Consider the following 14,423-nt stretch of genomic DNA (forward strand, 5'->3'; position numbering starts at 1 on the left):
TAGCCGAGAATGCGGAATGCAAGGGGAGCAAAAGTTGTTATCCCAGCATGAGCGAAAATACAGCTGCCCCATCCGCGCAGGACAAGCGAATCCGCGTTGACATCTTCTCTGACATTGCCTGCCCGTGGTGCTTCATCGGCAAGCGCCGCTTCGAAAAGGGTGTCGAGTCTTTCGAGTACTCGCAGAACGTGGATGTCTACTGGCATTCATACCAGCTGGACCCGAGCCTGCCCGATAACTACGACGGCAGCGAGGCCGAATACCTTTCCAAGATGAAGGGGTTGGGACAGGAACAGGTCATGCAAATGCTTGATCATGTCACCGCCCAGGCTGCCGGCGAAGGCTTGAACTACGACTTCGAGAATCTGAAGGTCGCGAACTCTTTCACCGCACTGCGCGTCTTGGAATACGCCAAGCAGCATGGTGCTGGGAACGAAATGAAGGAAGCACTGCTTTCTGCGCATTTCGAAAAGGGCCTGAACACCGGAGATGAAGAAACCTTGCTCCAGCTCGCTGGCCAGCTAGGACTGGATACCGGTGAGCTGCGCACGAACTTGGCTTCCGGCGCCTACGCCGAGGAAGTCAACGCGGATATCGCTCAGGCACGAGAACTGGGCATCAGCGGAGTACCGTTCTTCATCATTGACGGAAAGTACGGCATCTCCGGCGCACAGCCTGCCGAGGTGTTCGCAAATGCGCTCACGCAAGTGCATTCAGGAAACGTGCAAGGCGCCTAACCGGCTACTTGGCGCAAACCAACTTGCCGTCTGAAGTATCGAGCTTGCGTTCCTTTTCCAAGCCTTCGTACTTCTCGCCCAGTGCCAGGTCCACTCGGCTTCCCCACTTCTTCTCGTCATAGATGAAGACGGTGCCGGGGACCTGGCGCTGCACGGTGAATGCCTGAGCATAGCCATCAGGTCCGGCAATGACCGCCCCGGTGGTACCGGCAAGCGATTTCCAACCGGAAGTCAGCGAGGAAATCTTGAAGCCGCGTTCTTCCAGTGCTTTCGCGGTATCGCTGGCCAGTCCTGAAATGTCGGTCGTGTTCAGGACCCGTATTTCAACATCTCCAGGTTTCTGATATTTGAAATTGACCGCCGGGCACTTGGCGTTTTCGATTTTTGTTTCACTGGGAGTCGGGCTTTGGGCAGCAGTGGGCTCGCCGCCGAGCTTCAAGGTTCCATTGAAAACGAGGACCGCTCCGGTCAATACTGCGATGACCAGCAGGGCCATCACGGTGAAAACAATGTTCTGGCGTTTGCGAGCACGCTTCTTAGCCTGGTCATCCGAGCTGAAGCTCAGTTCCTGCTCGTCAACAATATGCGCCCCGTGCCACTGCCCCGGGTCTTCGCGATCACGCATCATTCCACCTTGCTCTGGTCAGTCTTCGGCAGCCACTGGCCCGAAGGCAACCTCGTCGTCGTCCTCGTGGCGCTAGCTTATCTAACTAGCGTCCAGATCCAATATGCGTGCATGTATTACTGAGCGATGATGAAGCGCCGAACGCAACGCACGGTGCATTCCGTCTTCCAGGTACAGGACGTCCCGATAGCGCACGACATGCGGAAACAAGTCACCGTAGAAAGTGGAATCCTCTGAGAGCAATGTTTCAAGATCCAGAGTGGATTTGGTGGTGACAAGATCCGCTAGCTTCACCTGCTGAGGAGGCAGCTCGCTCCAATCACGGGTCGAGGAATAGCCATGGTCAGGATAGGGGCGGCCATCGCCTACGGCTCGAAAGATCACTATTCAAGCATACGGATAAACTCTCCGCTTCTCCCAGAAATACAGATCAAACAACAATTTCAGTTGCAACGCCGGTGAATTTCGCCTCCGGCTTCGGATTGGTGCCAGCGGCAATATTCTCTACCACTGGACATTCGGGCAGATGCTACACCTCGGTTGCGTATTTTCAAACGAAGAACGCGAAAAAGCAAGGATTGTTACGCCAAGGGAAACTTGGGGGAACGGGGCGTAACTTTAGCTAGTAACAATCGCGTCACAAGGTGCACTCTAGGTTTATGAATAACGTAGTCACCAAGATCCCACTGCTCGATATTTCTACCTCGCGCAACGCTGACGGCTCGTTCAACGAGGAATTCGTTGCCGCGCTTCGCGACGCTGCGCACCGCGTCGGCTTCTTCCAGATCGTGGGCTACAGCTCCCAGCTTGGACAGGATCAGGAACTGCTGGACACGATTGCAGAATTCTTCAGCAAGCCAGTTGAGCAGAAGATCAAGCTCGACAACCGCAATAGCGCCCAGTTCCGCGGCTACACCCGCATGGGCACTGAAATCACCCGAGGCCGTGCCGATGCCCGCGAGCAGATCGACTACGGACCACAACGCGAGACCCTGGCGGTTGTCCCGAAGGACAAGCCGTACTTGAACCTGCAGGGCCCCAATCAGTTCCCCGAGGACTTCCCTCAGCTGGAACAGCGCGCCATGGCGTGGGCCGAGCTGATGAACAAGACCGGCCACGAACTGCTGTCGGCCATCGCTGTGGGGCTGGGCTTGCCGGAGGATCACTTCGATGAGCCATTCGCCAACACACCATCATGGATGGGCAAGCTGGTGCATTACGTTTCCGGCGATGTCGTTCCAGAATCGGGTAACCAGGGCGTTGGCCTGCACGCCGACTACGGCTTCGTCACCCTGTTGCTGCAGGACCAGGTCGGCGGGCTGCAGGTGCAGCCCTACGGCCAGGAAGAGTGGATCGAGGTGCCACCTACTCCAGGGGCCTTGGTAGTGAACCTGGGCGAGATGCTCGAAGTCGCCACCAACGGCTACCTGATGGCCACCATCCACCGCGTGATCGCACCACCAGCTGGTGTTGACCGGTACTCGGTACCGTTCTTCTACTCCCCTCGTCTGGATGCAGTAATCGACAAGGTCGAACTGCCAGCCGACTTGGCGGCCGAAGCTCGCGGTGTCTCCGATGATCCGGAGAATCCGATGCTGGCTTCCTATGGCGCGAATGTGCTCAAGGGCTGGTTGCGTGCGCATCCGCAGACCGCGGCCATCCACTATCCGGAACTGGCAAAGAACCGCAAAAGCGCTTAGATGTTCTGCTCCTGCAGGGATCAGGAGCTAGCACCATCAAGATTCGTGGCGTCGAGCCGGCAGAAAATTCCGGTTCGACGCCACCGGTCTTTTAACCCGCAGCGCTTCAGTCGTTCGCGGCTAGGACGCAGAATTCATTGCCTTCAGGATCAGCCATCACGATCCAGCCCTCGTCTTCGTGCTGCCCCACATCGGCATAGCTCGCGCCCAGAGACAGCAGCCGGTCGGCTTCATCGGCCTGAGCGGTACTGTGCGGACGCAGATCCAAATGGAGGCGATTCTTGATGCTTTTGGTTTCAGGCACCTGCGCGAAGGTCAGTGTCAGTCCCCCATCACCTTGGGATTTGGACCCGATACTGACTAGTCCAGCTTCTTCCATCAGCACTTCATAATTCAGCGCGTCGCACCAAAACCGCGCCAAGAGCATCGGATTGTTGCAATCGAGGCAGATTTCGCCCAATACACTCGACATGGCCATACCTTCTTGAAAATTGCAGAACAGTTGCCACGGATACTACTCGTCAGATTCGGCCAGCACTTGGGCAAGGGCAAAAAAATAATGTCCCGGCCCGCCGTTTTCACGACGAACCGGAACATTATCAATGGCGGAGGATAGGGGATTTGAACCCCTGAGGGCGTTAACCCAACACGCGTTCCAGGCGTGCGCCATAGGCCGCTAGGCGAATCCTCCTCAGTTTGCTCCGTGGAGCAGGATCCAGCATATCTAAATTCTCGCTCAATCACGAATCGGGCGTTACCTTGCCGTTTCCCTAGGCGCCACCAAGGCGCACATCCCCTGAAATTCGGTGATTTTGACGCTTTTCACCAGCTCGTATTTTTCTTCAAACTCGGCCAGCCGGACGAATCAATACTATAAACATGAGCAAAAGAGAGGTATTTCACAGCAGCGATGATCCTCGCCGCCTGCCAATTAGTCCTCCGGGGACAAGGAACATCCCCGGAGTCGATGGCCTCTGGGCCGCGAATCTCGATAAGGATAATCTCTTCACCCAAATCGCAGCCACTGCAACCAGGCTCTACGAACAATCCCCGGTGACCAGTTCAGCCCAGGGGCTGGACAGGCTGAAAGCGATCGCACGGTTGCGCAGCATGCTGGATGCGGCCGAGGCAGCTGTGCTGGCTGACAGCTACGAGTACGCTGTCGCCGATGCAGTGAGCCAAGGAACCCAAGAGTCTCTGCTGGGGGAACCCGAGGAAAGCGATGAAGGCCGATCCGCTTACTACTACGGCGTGAATCGATCAGACGAGTCATTGATCCGGTCATCTTTCGTTGCCGAGGTGGCTGCTGCAATGCGCACCACGGAGAAGAAGGCACAGGACAAGCTGTTCTTCGCCGAGGGACTGCGTCACCTTTGCACAGAGACTTTGGAGGCACTGAGCATCGGTGAGATAACCACCAAATCCGCGCAGGAAATCGTCAAGCACTGCCAGGATCTTGCACCTGAGGACGTGAAGCTGCTGCAGCACACGCTGTTGCCAATAGCCCGGCATGCCACCGACTCCGCGATTATCCAACGTGCCCGGAAGATGCGTGAAAGGCTCCATCCAAAGCCGATCGAGGAACGGCACAAGAAGGGCGCGGAGGATCGAAAGGTCACCTACTGGCATGAAGCTAACGGAATGAGCGTCATCCAGCTCTACATGCCGGTAGAGAAAGCGCTAAGCATCATCAACACGGTCAATTGGCATGCAGTGCGCAATCTCGATTCGGCCGATGAGCGGACCGAACAGCAACGTCGGCTGGACATCATTTGCGACGCGCTGCTTGATGGCTGGCCAGCTACCGAAGGTACTGCGTTGAAAGCACGCGTTGCCGTCACGATTCCCGCATTGGAAATGCTGGCTGATCCAAAACGAGCGTTGGCTGATCTGGAAGGCTATGGGCCAATTCCAATGGGCACCGCTCTGTTGATTGCTAAAGACGCCCCGTCATTCATTAAGGTGCTCACCGACCCTTGGTCAGGGGCAGCCATAGACGTCGGTCGCGAAAAGTACCGCCCCTCTAAAGCTCTTCGCGATCTGTTGCGCAATCGAGATGTTGTCTGCCGTTTCCCGGGGTGCAATCGTCCTGCAGAGACTTCGGAGATCGACCATATCGATGCTTGGGGCAACGGCGGGCACACCACGCGGAGCAATACGCATTTGCTGTGCAAGCGCCACCAGATGTTCAAGCACGTGATGGGCTGGCAGGCCACCTACCTTCCCGATGGGTCCGTTAATTGGCGTTCCCCCAATGGCGTGATGTGCGTTGAGCTCCCCGGCAGCGTCACCACCGTCCAGAACTTTGATTTCGAAAAGGAACAGACGCCCATGCTGCCAACTGTCCAACTCGACGACAGGGTTCGACGCGTGCTGGGCTGGGTTGAACCGCCAGAAAGGGAAACGGGCTGAGCACGAAACTCCTGCGCGAGCAACATTCTTGATCCGAGGTCAGCCAGTTGAGAGCAAGCGCACGCCTGCCGATTTTTATCCAAGCGCCTACCTCAGGTAGTATTTTTGGTGACCCCTCGTGTGGTGTCATCCTGTTGAACTCCCCCAGGACCGGAAGGTAGCAAGGGTAGATGGGCTCTGGCAGGTGCATGAGGGGTCTTTTACTTTTTACGCAAGCCGAATGGAGTCCACGTGGGCGCTGGCCGTTTCGCCCCTAGCCCTTCTGGGCCACTCCACCTTGGCAATTTGCGCACGGCCATCCTTGCCTGGCTTTTCGCCCGTTCCGCTGACCGTGATTTCTTGCTGCGCATTGAAGACTTGGATCGCGTACGTTCAGGCGCCGAGACCACTCAGATCAATGAATTGGCATCTTTGGGTTTGGACTTCGATGGCGAGATGCTCCGACAGTCCGACCGCCTTCCTGTTTACCTTGAGGCCGTTGAACGGCTCAAGGATCGCGGCTTGGTCTATGAATGCTTCTGTTCACGCAAAGACATTGCCGAGGCCGGAAGCGCTCCACATGCAGCCCCCGGAGCCTACCCGGGAACCTGCCGTGAGCTGAGTCCCAGCGAACGCGAAGCCAAAGCTAAGAATCGTCCTGCGGCCTTGCGCCTGCGTTCGCAAGTGAACGAATTTTCTGTTCATGACGAACTGTTCGGCGACTACACCGGTGCGGTTGATGATTTTGTCCTGATTCGCAACGACGGCGCTCCTGCCTACAACCTTGCTGTAGTCGTGGATGACGCATTCTCAGGCATCGACCAGGTGGTGCGTGGTGATGATTTGCTCTCCTCGGCGCCACGGCAGGCTTACTTGGCGACACTTTTGGACTACGCGGTCCCGGTCTACGCACATGTGCCGCTGGCGCTGAATTCCAAGGGCCAGCGATTAGCTAAACGCGACGGCGCGGTAACACTCGAAGAGATCACCGAACAAGGCCTGCTTCCAGCCAACGTTGTGGCGATTTTGCTAGAGTCATTGGGCTTGCCCAGAACAAGTTTGCAGGCAGCTCTACAAGCTTTCGATCCGGCGGCTCTGCCACGTGAACCGTGGATCGTCGATCCAGAGAATATTGTCCAACAGCTGATGCCTCCGGCATCACGCAACCGATAGGGAACCGGTGTGAGTACAGCGCTATATCGCAGATATCGTCCCGATACGTTTGGCGACGTCATCGGACAGGAGCACGTTACTGCGCCCTTAATGACGGCGTTGGAGAAGAACCGCGTAAACCACGCATACTTGTTCTCCGGCCCGCGCGGTTGCGGCAAGACGACGTCTGCCCGCATTTTGGCCCGTTGCTTGAATTGCGAGCAAGGTCCTACTCCGGTTCCTTGCGGTACCTGCGCTAGCTGTGTGGACTTGGCCAATGGCGGCCCTGGTTCATTGGATGTCATCGAGATTGACGCGGCCAGCCACGGTGGCGTGGATGATGCCCGCGATCTGCGTGAGCGCGCAACCTTCGCTCCTACCCGTGACCGCTACAAGATCTTCATCATCGATGAGGCTCATATGGTCACCGCTGCCGGCTTCAACGCCCTGCTGAAGATTGTTGAAGAGCCGCCTGCGCACATCAAGTTCATCTTTGCGACTACCGAACCGGAAAAGGTCATTGGCACCATCCGTTCGCGCACCCATCATTACCCATTCCGTTTGGTTCCGCCCGAAGCTCTGCTGGCATATCTGCAGTTGCTCTGCGAGCGCGAGAACGTCCAGGTAGCCGAAGGCGTATTGCCGCTAGTCATCCGTGCTGGCGGCGGCTCGGTCCGCGACACCCTCTCGGTGCTCGATCAGCTCATCGCAGGCGCCCGGGACGGGAATCTCGACTACGAAACAGCCATTGCGCTGCTGGGATACACGCACTCCACGCTGCTCGATGAAGTCACCTTGTCACTGCATGAATCCGATGGTGCGGGATTGTTCGGCGCCATTGACCGGATCATCCAGACCGGTTTGGATCCACGGCGCTTCGTGGAAGACGTTTTGGAACGCTTCCGTGATTTGATCATCGCCAAGGCCATGCCAGAAGGCTTGGAGAAGATCTTGCGCGGCGTGCCTGAAGATCAGCTCGAAGCCCTGCGCTTACAGGCAGGATTGGTTGGGGCCGGCGAACTATCGCGCTGGGCAGATGTCACCAACAAGGCGCTGAGCGAGATGACCGGGGCAACTTCGCCGCGACTTCATCTGGAATTGCTGGCCGCGCGTTTGATGCTGCCAGGTTCGCAGAACTCGGACAGCTCCTTTGCAGCGCGGTTGGATCGCTTGGAACGCCACGCGATGACCGGCGGCGCGCTTCCAGCTCTTGATGAAGACGAGGCTTCGGGTGCTCCTGGCGCAATCAACGCAGCTCCTAACCCAGCTGCCGCGCGTCAGGGAGCTGCCGCAGTACGCGAGGCCCTGGCTGCAGCCAAGTCCCGCCTAGGTGGAGCCCCGGCTGAATCCCAGGGCGCGCCAGCTGCTCAAGAGCAGCCCGCCGAGGTGCAGCCAGAGCAGGCTCAACCTCAGCAACGGCCTTCCCAGGCTCAACAGCCTGCAGCGCAAGCAACCCCCGTTCAAAACCAGCACCCTGAGCAATCTGAGGAGAACTCGTCTTCGGCAACTGCCGCGCAACCAGTGCGTTCAGCTCAGCCTGCTGCCTCGGCACAGCCGCAGCAGGCTGAGGATGGTGATCCAAATGCTCCGCTGGATCCAGGAGCCGCAGCTTCGCTGAACACCGGCGAAGCTGCCGACTGGGGCGCAACTTGGGGTCCTAAGGGTGATGTCCATCCGGTAACCACCGAGGTCCAGCCTGGCCCTAGCACTCCGGCAGCTCGTCCAGAAGGCGTAGCCCCATTCAGCTTGGTTCCTGACCCTTCCAGCGGCGAGGATCTGTCCTTCGGCACCGGTGTTTCCATCGATGATGTGAAGCAGAATCCTGCCATGGCCGAATTTGCGCGACGTGCCGCTGCCAACCGTGGACCACAAGCACCAGCACCAGCTGGCGCACAGCCACAGCCAGCTGAGAATGCCAGCCAACCTGGCGTAGATGCTCAGCAGGAGCATGCCCAGCGTGCGCAAGCTGAGCGCGAAGCACAGCAACGCGCCGCACAAGAGCAAGCCCAGCGTGAACAAGCCCAGCATGAACAGGCTGAGCGCGAAGCACAGCAACGCGCCGCTCAAGAGCAGGCTCAACGCGAACAGGCTGAGCGCGAAGCACAGCAACGCGCCGCACAAGAACAAGCCCAGCGTGAACAAGCCCAGCATGAACAGGCTGAGCGCGAAGCACAGCAACGCGCCGCTCAGCAACAAGCGCAGCGTCAGCAAGGCCAGCCACAGCAGCACGCACCGCAGCAGGCTGCTCCAAACGGAATGCCGCAAGACCATCAGCAAGCACCACAGGGTTCCGGCTCACCGGTAGCAAAGTTCCAGCAGGCCTGGCCGATGATTCTGCAGCAGCTGCAGGGCAACTCCCGCGTCCTGCATTCCATGGTTGCCACTTACGGCTCCGTGGCAGGCTTCGATGGCCGCACCTTGACCTTGGCGTTCAGCAACACCGGGCCCATCGTGAATCTGCGCAACCGGCCGGATTTGATGAGTACCTTGACCGGGGTCCTCTCCCAGGTCCATGGTTCGCCACTGGAAGTTGTCCTCACCGAAGGTGGTTCCAACCCCAACGGTGGTGGTTCCCCAAAAGGTGAGCGCCGGCCAATCCCGGCGCCAACCCCAGCACCAACTAAGTTCACCAAAGCTGTAAGTTCTGCTGGGGCTGCTGCGCGCGCCGCGGCAAGAGCCCAGGCCGCTGCTCCGGCACCACAGCAGCGGCCGGCGGTTGCCGCGCCTAGCTCGGCACCGGTGGCTCCTGCGCCACGCGCCCATGACGGGTACGCCAGCGCTTACGAGGATGTTCCGCCTCCTGCCGATGAGCCCTACTTTGACGAGCCTCCGTACCCGGATGACCCGTACTTCCAGCCCGCTGGCAGCGCTCCGCCAGCACCTCCGGTGCAACCACAGCCACAGGCTGCGGCACCAGCTGCTGCTCCGCCGCCCTCCCCGGTGGCCCCCGCTCCAGCAACTGGCGCGCCACGGAATTTCGGTGGGCCTCCGGTAGCTCCCAAGCCTCGGATGACCGCTGGCATGACGGCACGCCAAGCTGAAGGCGGCATGCCGAATATCGAGCGTCCGGTGTCGTCGACACCGCTGCACCCTGGAAGCACCACCGGCTCTTTCGAGAATCTGGCGGCTCCTGCACCTGAGACGCAGGCATCCTCGGCCCCGGCTTCGCCGGAGGTGGCTTCTGCCGCCGCAGCACCGATGCCTGAGCGTCCTGCTGCGCCACGCCCCCAGGAACAGCCCCGTCAAGAGCCTGGTGCCCCGGTGCAGCAGCCAGCGACTCCGGAATCGGCTCCGAGCTGGGGTGCGCCGCAGGCTGAGGCGGAACCCGCATCGGCTCCGGCCCCATTGGGACGGATGAGCCGCTACCAGCAGCTGATGGATCAGGCGAAGAACGCACCCAGTGCGCCAGCGCCTGCCCAAGCGGCTACCGGTTGGGGCGGCCAGGCTTCGAGGCCAGCTCCCGCTCCCGTGCAGGAACCCGAGGAATTCGTCCCGAGCGACGATGACATCGAGGTCGAGGACTCGGCACTGATCGGCGTTCCTGCGGTAGAACGCTTGCTCGGCGGAATGGTTATCGAGCAACGCGACGTTAACGGGAATGTAGTGGAGATCAAGCGAAGCTTGTAGCCGGCACCACGGCCAACTGTCGCAGTGAGACACTAGGGTGTACCAAGGAACAATTTCACGGTATTAAAGCAAGGTAGAAAGTAGGCGCACGTGTACGAAGGTGCTGTACAGGAACTGATCGACGAGCTCGGTCGCTTGCCTGGCATCGGCCCGAAATCGGCTCAGCGCATTGCTTTCCACATTCTTGATGCCGATGCCGAGGACATGACCCGGCTGGCCGCCTCGATCCAGCTGGTCAAGGAAAAGGTGAAGTTCTGCGAGATCTGCTTCAACATCTCGGAGCAGGAAATCTGCGCCATCTGCCGCGATGAGCGTCGCGATGGAACCAAGATCTGCATCGTCGAAGAGTCCAAGGACGTGCTGGCCATCGAACGCACCCGCGCGTTCTCCGGCAAGTACCACGTGCTGGGCGGCTCCATCAATCCACTAGCGGGCATCGGTCCGGAACAGCTTCACATCCGCGAACTGGTTACGCGCTTGGCCGATGATTCGATCACCGAATTGATCCTAGCCACTGACCCTAACCTTGAGGGCGAAGCCACCGCCGTGTACCTGGTGCGTGCTCTGGCTCCCCTGGGGATTCACATCACCCGCTTGGCTTCTGGCCTGCCGGTTGGCGGCGACTTGGAGTACGCCGATGAGGTGACTTTGGCTCGTGCCTTCGAAGGACGCCGCGCCGCTGGCCGCACCGCTCCGGGGCCGGCCCGGCTCAAGGCCGAAAAGCAGGAGGCCACGGAGAAGGCTGAGCAGGAAGAATCCGAAGAGCCTGCACAGAAGCCCAAGGCCCAGCTTCCCGAGCCACGCCTGCTGCACGTTGGCGGCAAGCCGGTTGATTCCGGCACCGGGCGTGAGGCTTCTTCGCATCCTGTGGTTCCCGAGATGGATAACCGCCGCAGCCAATAGTTTTATTGCGTTTCAACGCTCTGCGCCCTGCTGATTTATCGGCCTGGGCGCAGAGCGTTTTTCCTTGCTGGCGTCGGGATGTGTCATAAAGCACGCTTAGTTGATAATCGTCAACTATCGCCGTATAGTTGACATCAATCAACCATTCAGGCCTTAATTCCTGACCCTATTTTTTGGAGCTTCCATGACCGCAACCGCACCGGTCGCCAAGCCCAAGATGACCCACCGCGAAATCCTCACTGCCCTCACGGGCATTTTGATGGGCATGTTCGTCTCCATCTTGGCCAGCACCGTAGTTTCCAGCTCGCTGCCTGTGATCGTTTCCGATCTCAACGGCAGCCAGACCGCCTTCACCTGGGTAGTCACAGCCACCCTGCTGGCAACCACCATTTCCACCCCGATCTGGGGCAAGCTCGCCGACCTGGGCAACCGCAAGCTGCTCTTGCAGATTGCGCTGGGCATCTTCGTCCTCGCCTCGGCCGCAGCAGGCTTCTCGCAGAACACCAGCTTCCTGATCGCCATGCGCGTTATCCAGGGCCTGGCCGGCGGCGGCGTGGGCGCCTTGGCCCAGATCGTCATGGCCGACTTCCTCTCCCCTCGCGAACGCGGCAAGTACATGGGCCTGTTCGGCGCAGTCATGGCCGTCGGCACCGTAGGCGGCCCGTTGATCGGCGGCTTCGTCACCGACGCCATCAACTGGCGCTGGAACTTCTTCATTGCCCTGCCTTTCGCCGTCGCTGCGGTCATCTTGATCCAGCGCACGCTGCACCTGCCAGCCATCCCCAAGCGCAAGGTCAAGATCGACTACTGGGGCATTCTCCTGCTTTCCGCAGGTGTCTCGCTGCTGCTGATCTGGATGTCTCTGGGCGGCTCGCAGTTCGAATGGGCATCGATGACCAGCTACCTGATGATTTCCGGTGCTGTAGTCATGCTGGCGCTGTTCGTTGTAGTGGAAGCCAAGTCTTCTGAGCCGCTGCTCAGCCTGGGCCTGTTCAAGAACCGCACCTTCACCTACGCGGTCATCGCTTCGCTGGCCGTTGGCGTTTCGATGTTCGGCACCTCGGTGTTCCTCAGCCAGTACATGATCATGGCACGCGGGGCTTCGGCCACCATGGCCGGCCTGATGACTTTCCCATTGATGGGCGGCCTGCTGGTCATTTCCACCATCGGCGGTGCGATGATCTCGCGCACCGGCAAGTGGAAGGCGCTGGTAGTCACCGGTTCGGTGCTGATCGTAATCGGGCTGTTCCTGTTGGGAACCATCCACTACGACACCAACTACGCGCTGGTAGCCACCTACATGTTCATCCTCGGTGCCGGAATGGGTCTGGTCATGCAAAATATGGTGCTGGTGGTGCAGAACTCGGTCCACGTCAAGGAACTGGGTGTTGCTTCGTCAGCTGTCAACTTCTTCCGCACCTTGGGCGGTACTGCGGGTACCGCTGGCTTGGGCGCCGTGCTGGCAGCCACCGTGCCGAACATGATCGCCGATCGCCAGTCTGACCTAGCCGCCGCCTTGGCGACCATAGGAGACCAAGCCAAGGAGCTGACTGCGGCGTTGGGATCGGGCACCCTGCCTTCGGTAGCCACGATGCCAGAACCAGTCCGAGTGATTTTCGAATCCATCTACGGTGATGCAGTGCCTTCGCTGTTCACCCTTGCCGCACCGCTGTCCCTGATCGTCGTCATCGCTGTTTGCCTGATCCCCAACCAGTCGCTGAAGACCCAGACCGCAACCGAACGCATGCAGGATCTCGCCGCTGAGGACCAGGGCGGAACCAAGCCAGAATCGCCAGCTGGCAGCTAGGAGATCCGGTGCAGATTTCAAGCGAGGCCGAAGCGGTTTGCACCGCAGAGCGGCCCGACCTCTACGCCTCAGCCGAACGGGAATTGTTTTCGCTGATTGCTCTGGCCGCACGAGCCAAGCGGGAACTGGCCACTCGGTTGGACAGCCGGCTGACTCCGGGATACCTGCCCGTGCTGGGGCTGGTCTTGCGCAGCCGGCGCATCACCCAGTCTGAAATCTGCGAACGCCTACTGCTGGACAAGGCCGCGTTATCGCGCATGATCACCAAGCTGGAACAGCTGGATCTGGTCAAGCGTGAAGTCGATGTTGATGACCGGCGGGTCTTCCACCTTATTCCGACCGATTTCGCTCTGGAACGGTGGCATGTGTGCTTCCAGGGGTGGCGCGAGGAGCTCCGTTCGCGCATGACCAACTGGGACGATGAGGATCTGTCAGCACTCATCGATCTCCTGAATCGATTGAATTTGGAAATCGAGTCCCTCTAGATCGCTTCGGCGAACGGCCGGTTTTCTCGGAAATTACCGAGAAGGCCGGCTTTCTTCGTTTACAGACCATTCGGGAGTGCAGGGCAACCGGGCTCACGGCCATCTTGTCGGGACCTGTTGCTACATTCTGGGACATGAGCGAAGTGCAGAGCAGGTCCGAAAAAATCGAAAACCACACCGGCACAAGCATGAACGAATGGGCCGGCACGCTGGAGGCGGCCGGAATGAGCGGCATGATGCACAAAGAGCAGGTGCAGATGCTGCTTCCGCTGATGCGCGACAAGCAGGAGAACGAAAGGCTGCTCTGGGCCCGGCATATCGCTTCGGAATACCGCCAGTTCTAGCCAGGGCTTTAGACTTTCTCCATGGCGACCAAAAGCAGCAATATCCCGGCCATTGCCAATGCCACCGGAATTGGGTGGGACCAGTGGTGCACCAGGTTGCGCGCAGGTGGAGCCGATGGCCTGACGCACAAGGCGATAGCCGAACTGGCTTTCACGCACATGGGACCAGCGGTCGATAATCCAGACTGGTGGGCCCAGTCGGTGGCCGTTGCCTACGAGCAGCAGATTGGACGTCGTCTTCCTGGTCAAGCACAAGACGGCACCTTCAACGGCTCGGTAAGCAGTACCGTCGATGCGCAGCTGGATACCGCATTGGAACGCTGGGTCGCCTGCGTTCAAAACCGCGATGAGTTCAATGGCTGCCAGCTTTCGCAGCCTGCGCGCATCAGCGGTTCAGGACGATGGCGCTATTGGCGCGCTGACTTCAGCGATGGCACCAAGACACAGGTGGACATTGGCCTCAAGGGCGAAAAATCCTCTCTTGCCATAAATATTACTAAGGCTGAGTCGCCTGAGCAGGTGTCTGATTGGAAGCAGTTTTGGCGACAAATCTTGGTTGAATTCAAGGGATAGCCACTGCTTTCCAACAACTCGCACTGTGGTTCCTAGGCAATATGACCAATGGTTACCGTCACGACTAGGACATGTTGCC

General features: G+C 59.1%; 13 protein-coding genes, 1 tRNA gene and 1 other RNA gene. 11 read left to right on the top strand and 4 right to left on the bottom strand.

The annotated features are described in order from the left end of the window. The first annotated feature begins 47 nt into the window (after positions 1-47). Positions 48-737, top strand: coding sequence for a DsbA family oxidoreductase (locus tag AB4Y71_RS12770; RefSeq protein WP_441720835.1), 690 nt, complete (start codon positions 48-50; stop codon positions 735-737). Between the two features lie 4 nt (positions 738-741). On the opposite strand, the gene AB4Y71_RS12775 is transcribed toward AB4Y71_RS12770, so the two are convergent. Beyond that, positions 742-1,365, bottom strand: coding sequence for a LytR C-terminal domain-containing protein (locus tag AB4Y71_RS12775; RefSeq protein ID WP_441720837.1), 624 nt, complete (start codon positions 1,363-1,365; stop codon positions 742-744). A 78-nt stretch (positions 1,366-1,443) separates the two neighbouring features. Beyond that, positions 1,444-1,746, bottom strand: a complete 303-nt coding sequence (locus tag AB4Y71_RS12780; RefSeq protein WP_013347710.1) for a type II toxin-antitoxin system VapB family antitoxin — start codon at positions 1,744-1,746, stop codon at positions 1,444-1,446. A gap of 275 nt (positions 1,747-2,021) precedes the next feature. Here AB4Y71_RS12780 and AB4Y71_RS12785 point away from each other — a divergent pair, with 275 nt between their 5' ends. Further along, a complete protein-coding gene (locus tag AB4Y71_RS12785) occupies positions 2,022-3,062 on the top strand; it encodes an isopenicillin N synthase family dioxygenase (protein WP_013347709.1) in 1,041 nt (346 codons plus the stop codon). Between the two features lie 106 nt (positions 3,063-3,168). Here AB4Y71_RS12785 and AB4Y71_RS12790 read toward each other — a convergent pair whose 3' ends face one another. Both AB4Y71_RS12790 and AB4Y71_RS12795 read right to left on the bottom strand, forming a co-directional pair. Beyond that, positions 3,169-3,534 (bottom strand): VOC family protein, encoded by a 366-nt coding sequence (locus AB4Y71_RS12790; protein WP_134781149.1) that lies wholly within the window; start codon positions 3,532-3,534, stop codon positions 3,169-3,171. Positions 3,535-3,665: 131 nt separating this feature from the next. Next, positions 3,666-3,753, bottom strand: a tRNA-Ser gene (locus tag AB4Y71_RS12795). A 188-nt stretch (positions 3,754-3,941) separates the two neighbouring features. On the opposite strand from AB4Y71_RS12795, the gene AB4Y71_RS12800 reads away from it, so the two are divergent. From AB4Y71_RS12800 to AB4Y71_RS12840, 9 genes are all read left to right on the top strand, one after another. After that, complete coding sequence (locus AB4Y71_RS12800) at positions 3,942-5,474, top strand: DUF222 domain-containing protein (RefSeq protein WP_441720839.1); 1,533 nt, start codon at positions 3,942-3,944, stop codon at positions 5,472-5,474. A gap of 107 nt (positions 5,475-5,581) precedes the next feature. Beyond that, an RNA gene (ffs, locus tag AB4Y71_RS12805) (signal recognition particle sRNA small type) lies at positions 5,582-5,678 on the top strand. A 27-nt stretch (positions 5,679-5,705) separates the two neighbouring features. Next, complete coding sequence (gluQRS, locus tag AB4Y71_RS12810) at positions 5,706-6,626, top strand: tRNA glutamyl-Q(34) synthetase GluQRS (RefSeq protein ID WP_441720841.1); 921 nt, start codon at positions 5,706-5,708, stop codon at positions 6,624-6,626. Positions 6,627-6,635: 9 nt separating this feature from the next. Then, positions 6,636-10,232: a DNA polymerase III subunit gamma and tau gene (locus tag AB4Y71_RS12815; RefSeq protein WP_441720842.1), complete on the top strand. Its 3,597-nt coding sequence runs from the start codon at positions 6,636-6,638 to the stop codon at positions 10,230-10,232. 90 nt (positions 10,233-10,322) lie between these two features. Further along, a complete protein-coding gene (recR, locus tag AB4Y71_RS12820; RefSeq protein ID WP_102598670.1) occupies positions 10,323-11,135 on the top strand; it encodes a recombination mediator RecR in 813 nt (270 codons plus the stop codon). 184 nt (positions 11,136-11,319) lie between these two features. Continuing rightward, a complete protein-coding gene (locus AB4Y71_RS12825) occupies positions 11,320-12,942 on the top strand; it encodes an MFS transporter (RefSeq protein ID WP_013347703.1) in 1,623 nt (540 codons plus the stop codon). An 8-nt stretch (positions 12,943-12,950) separates the two neighbouring features. Beyond that, positions 12,951-13,427, top strand: a complete 477-nt coding sequence (locus AB4Y71_RS12830; RefSeq protein ID WP_417364510.1) for a MarR family winged helix-turn-helix transcriptional regulator — start codon at positions 12,951-12,953, stop codon at positions 13,425-13,427. A 134-nt stretch (positions 13,428-13,561) separates the two neighbouring features. After that, complete coding sequence (locus tag AB4Y71_RS12835; RefSeq protein WP_441720844.1) at positions 13,562-13,771, top strand: hypothetical protein; 210 nt, start codon at positions 13,562-13,564, stop codon at positions 13,769-13,771. A gap of 21 nt (positions 13,772-13,792) precedes the next feature. Then, positions 13,793-14,344 carry a hypothetical protein gene (locus AB4Y71_RS12840; RefSeq protein ID WP_441720846.1) on the top strand — a complete coding sequence of 184 codons (552 nt, stop codon included), beginning with the start codon at positions 13,793-13,795 and terminating at the stop codon, positions 14,342-14,344. Positions 14,345-14,423 lie beyond the last annotated feature (79 nt).

Source organism: Glutamicibacter sp. MCAF14 (assembly GCF_052114325.1).
Lineage (GTDB): Bacteria > Actinomycetota > Actinomycetes > Actinomycetales > Micrococcaceae > Glutamicibacter > Glutamicibacter arilaitensis.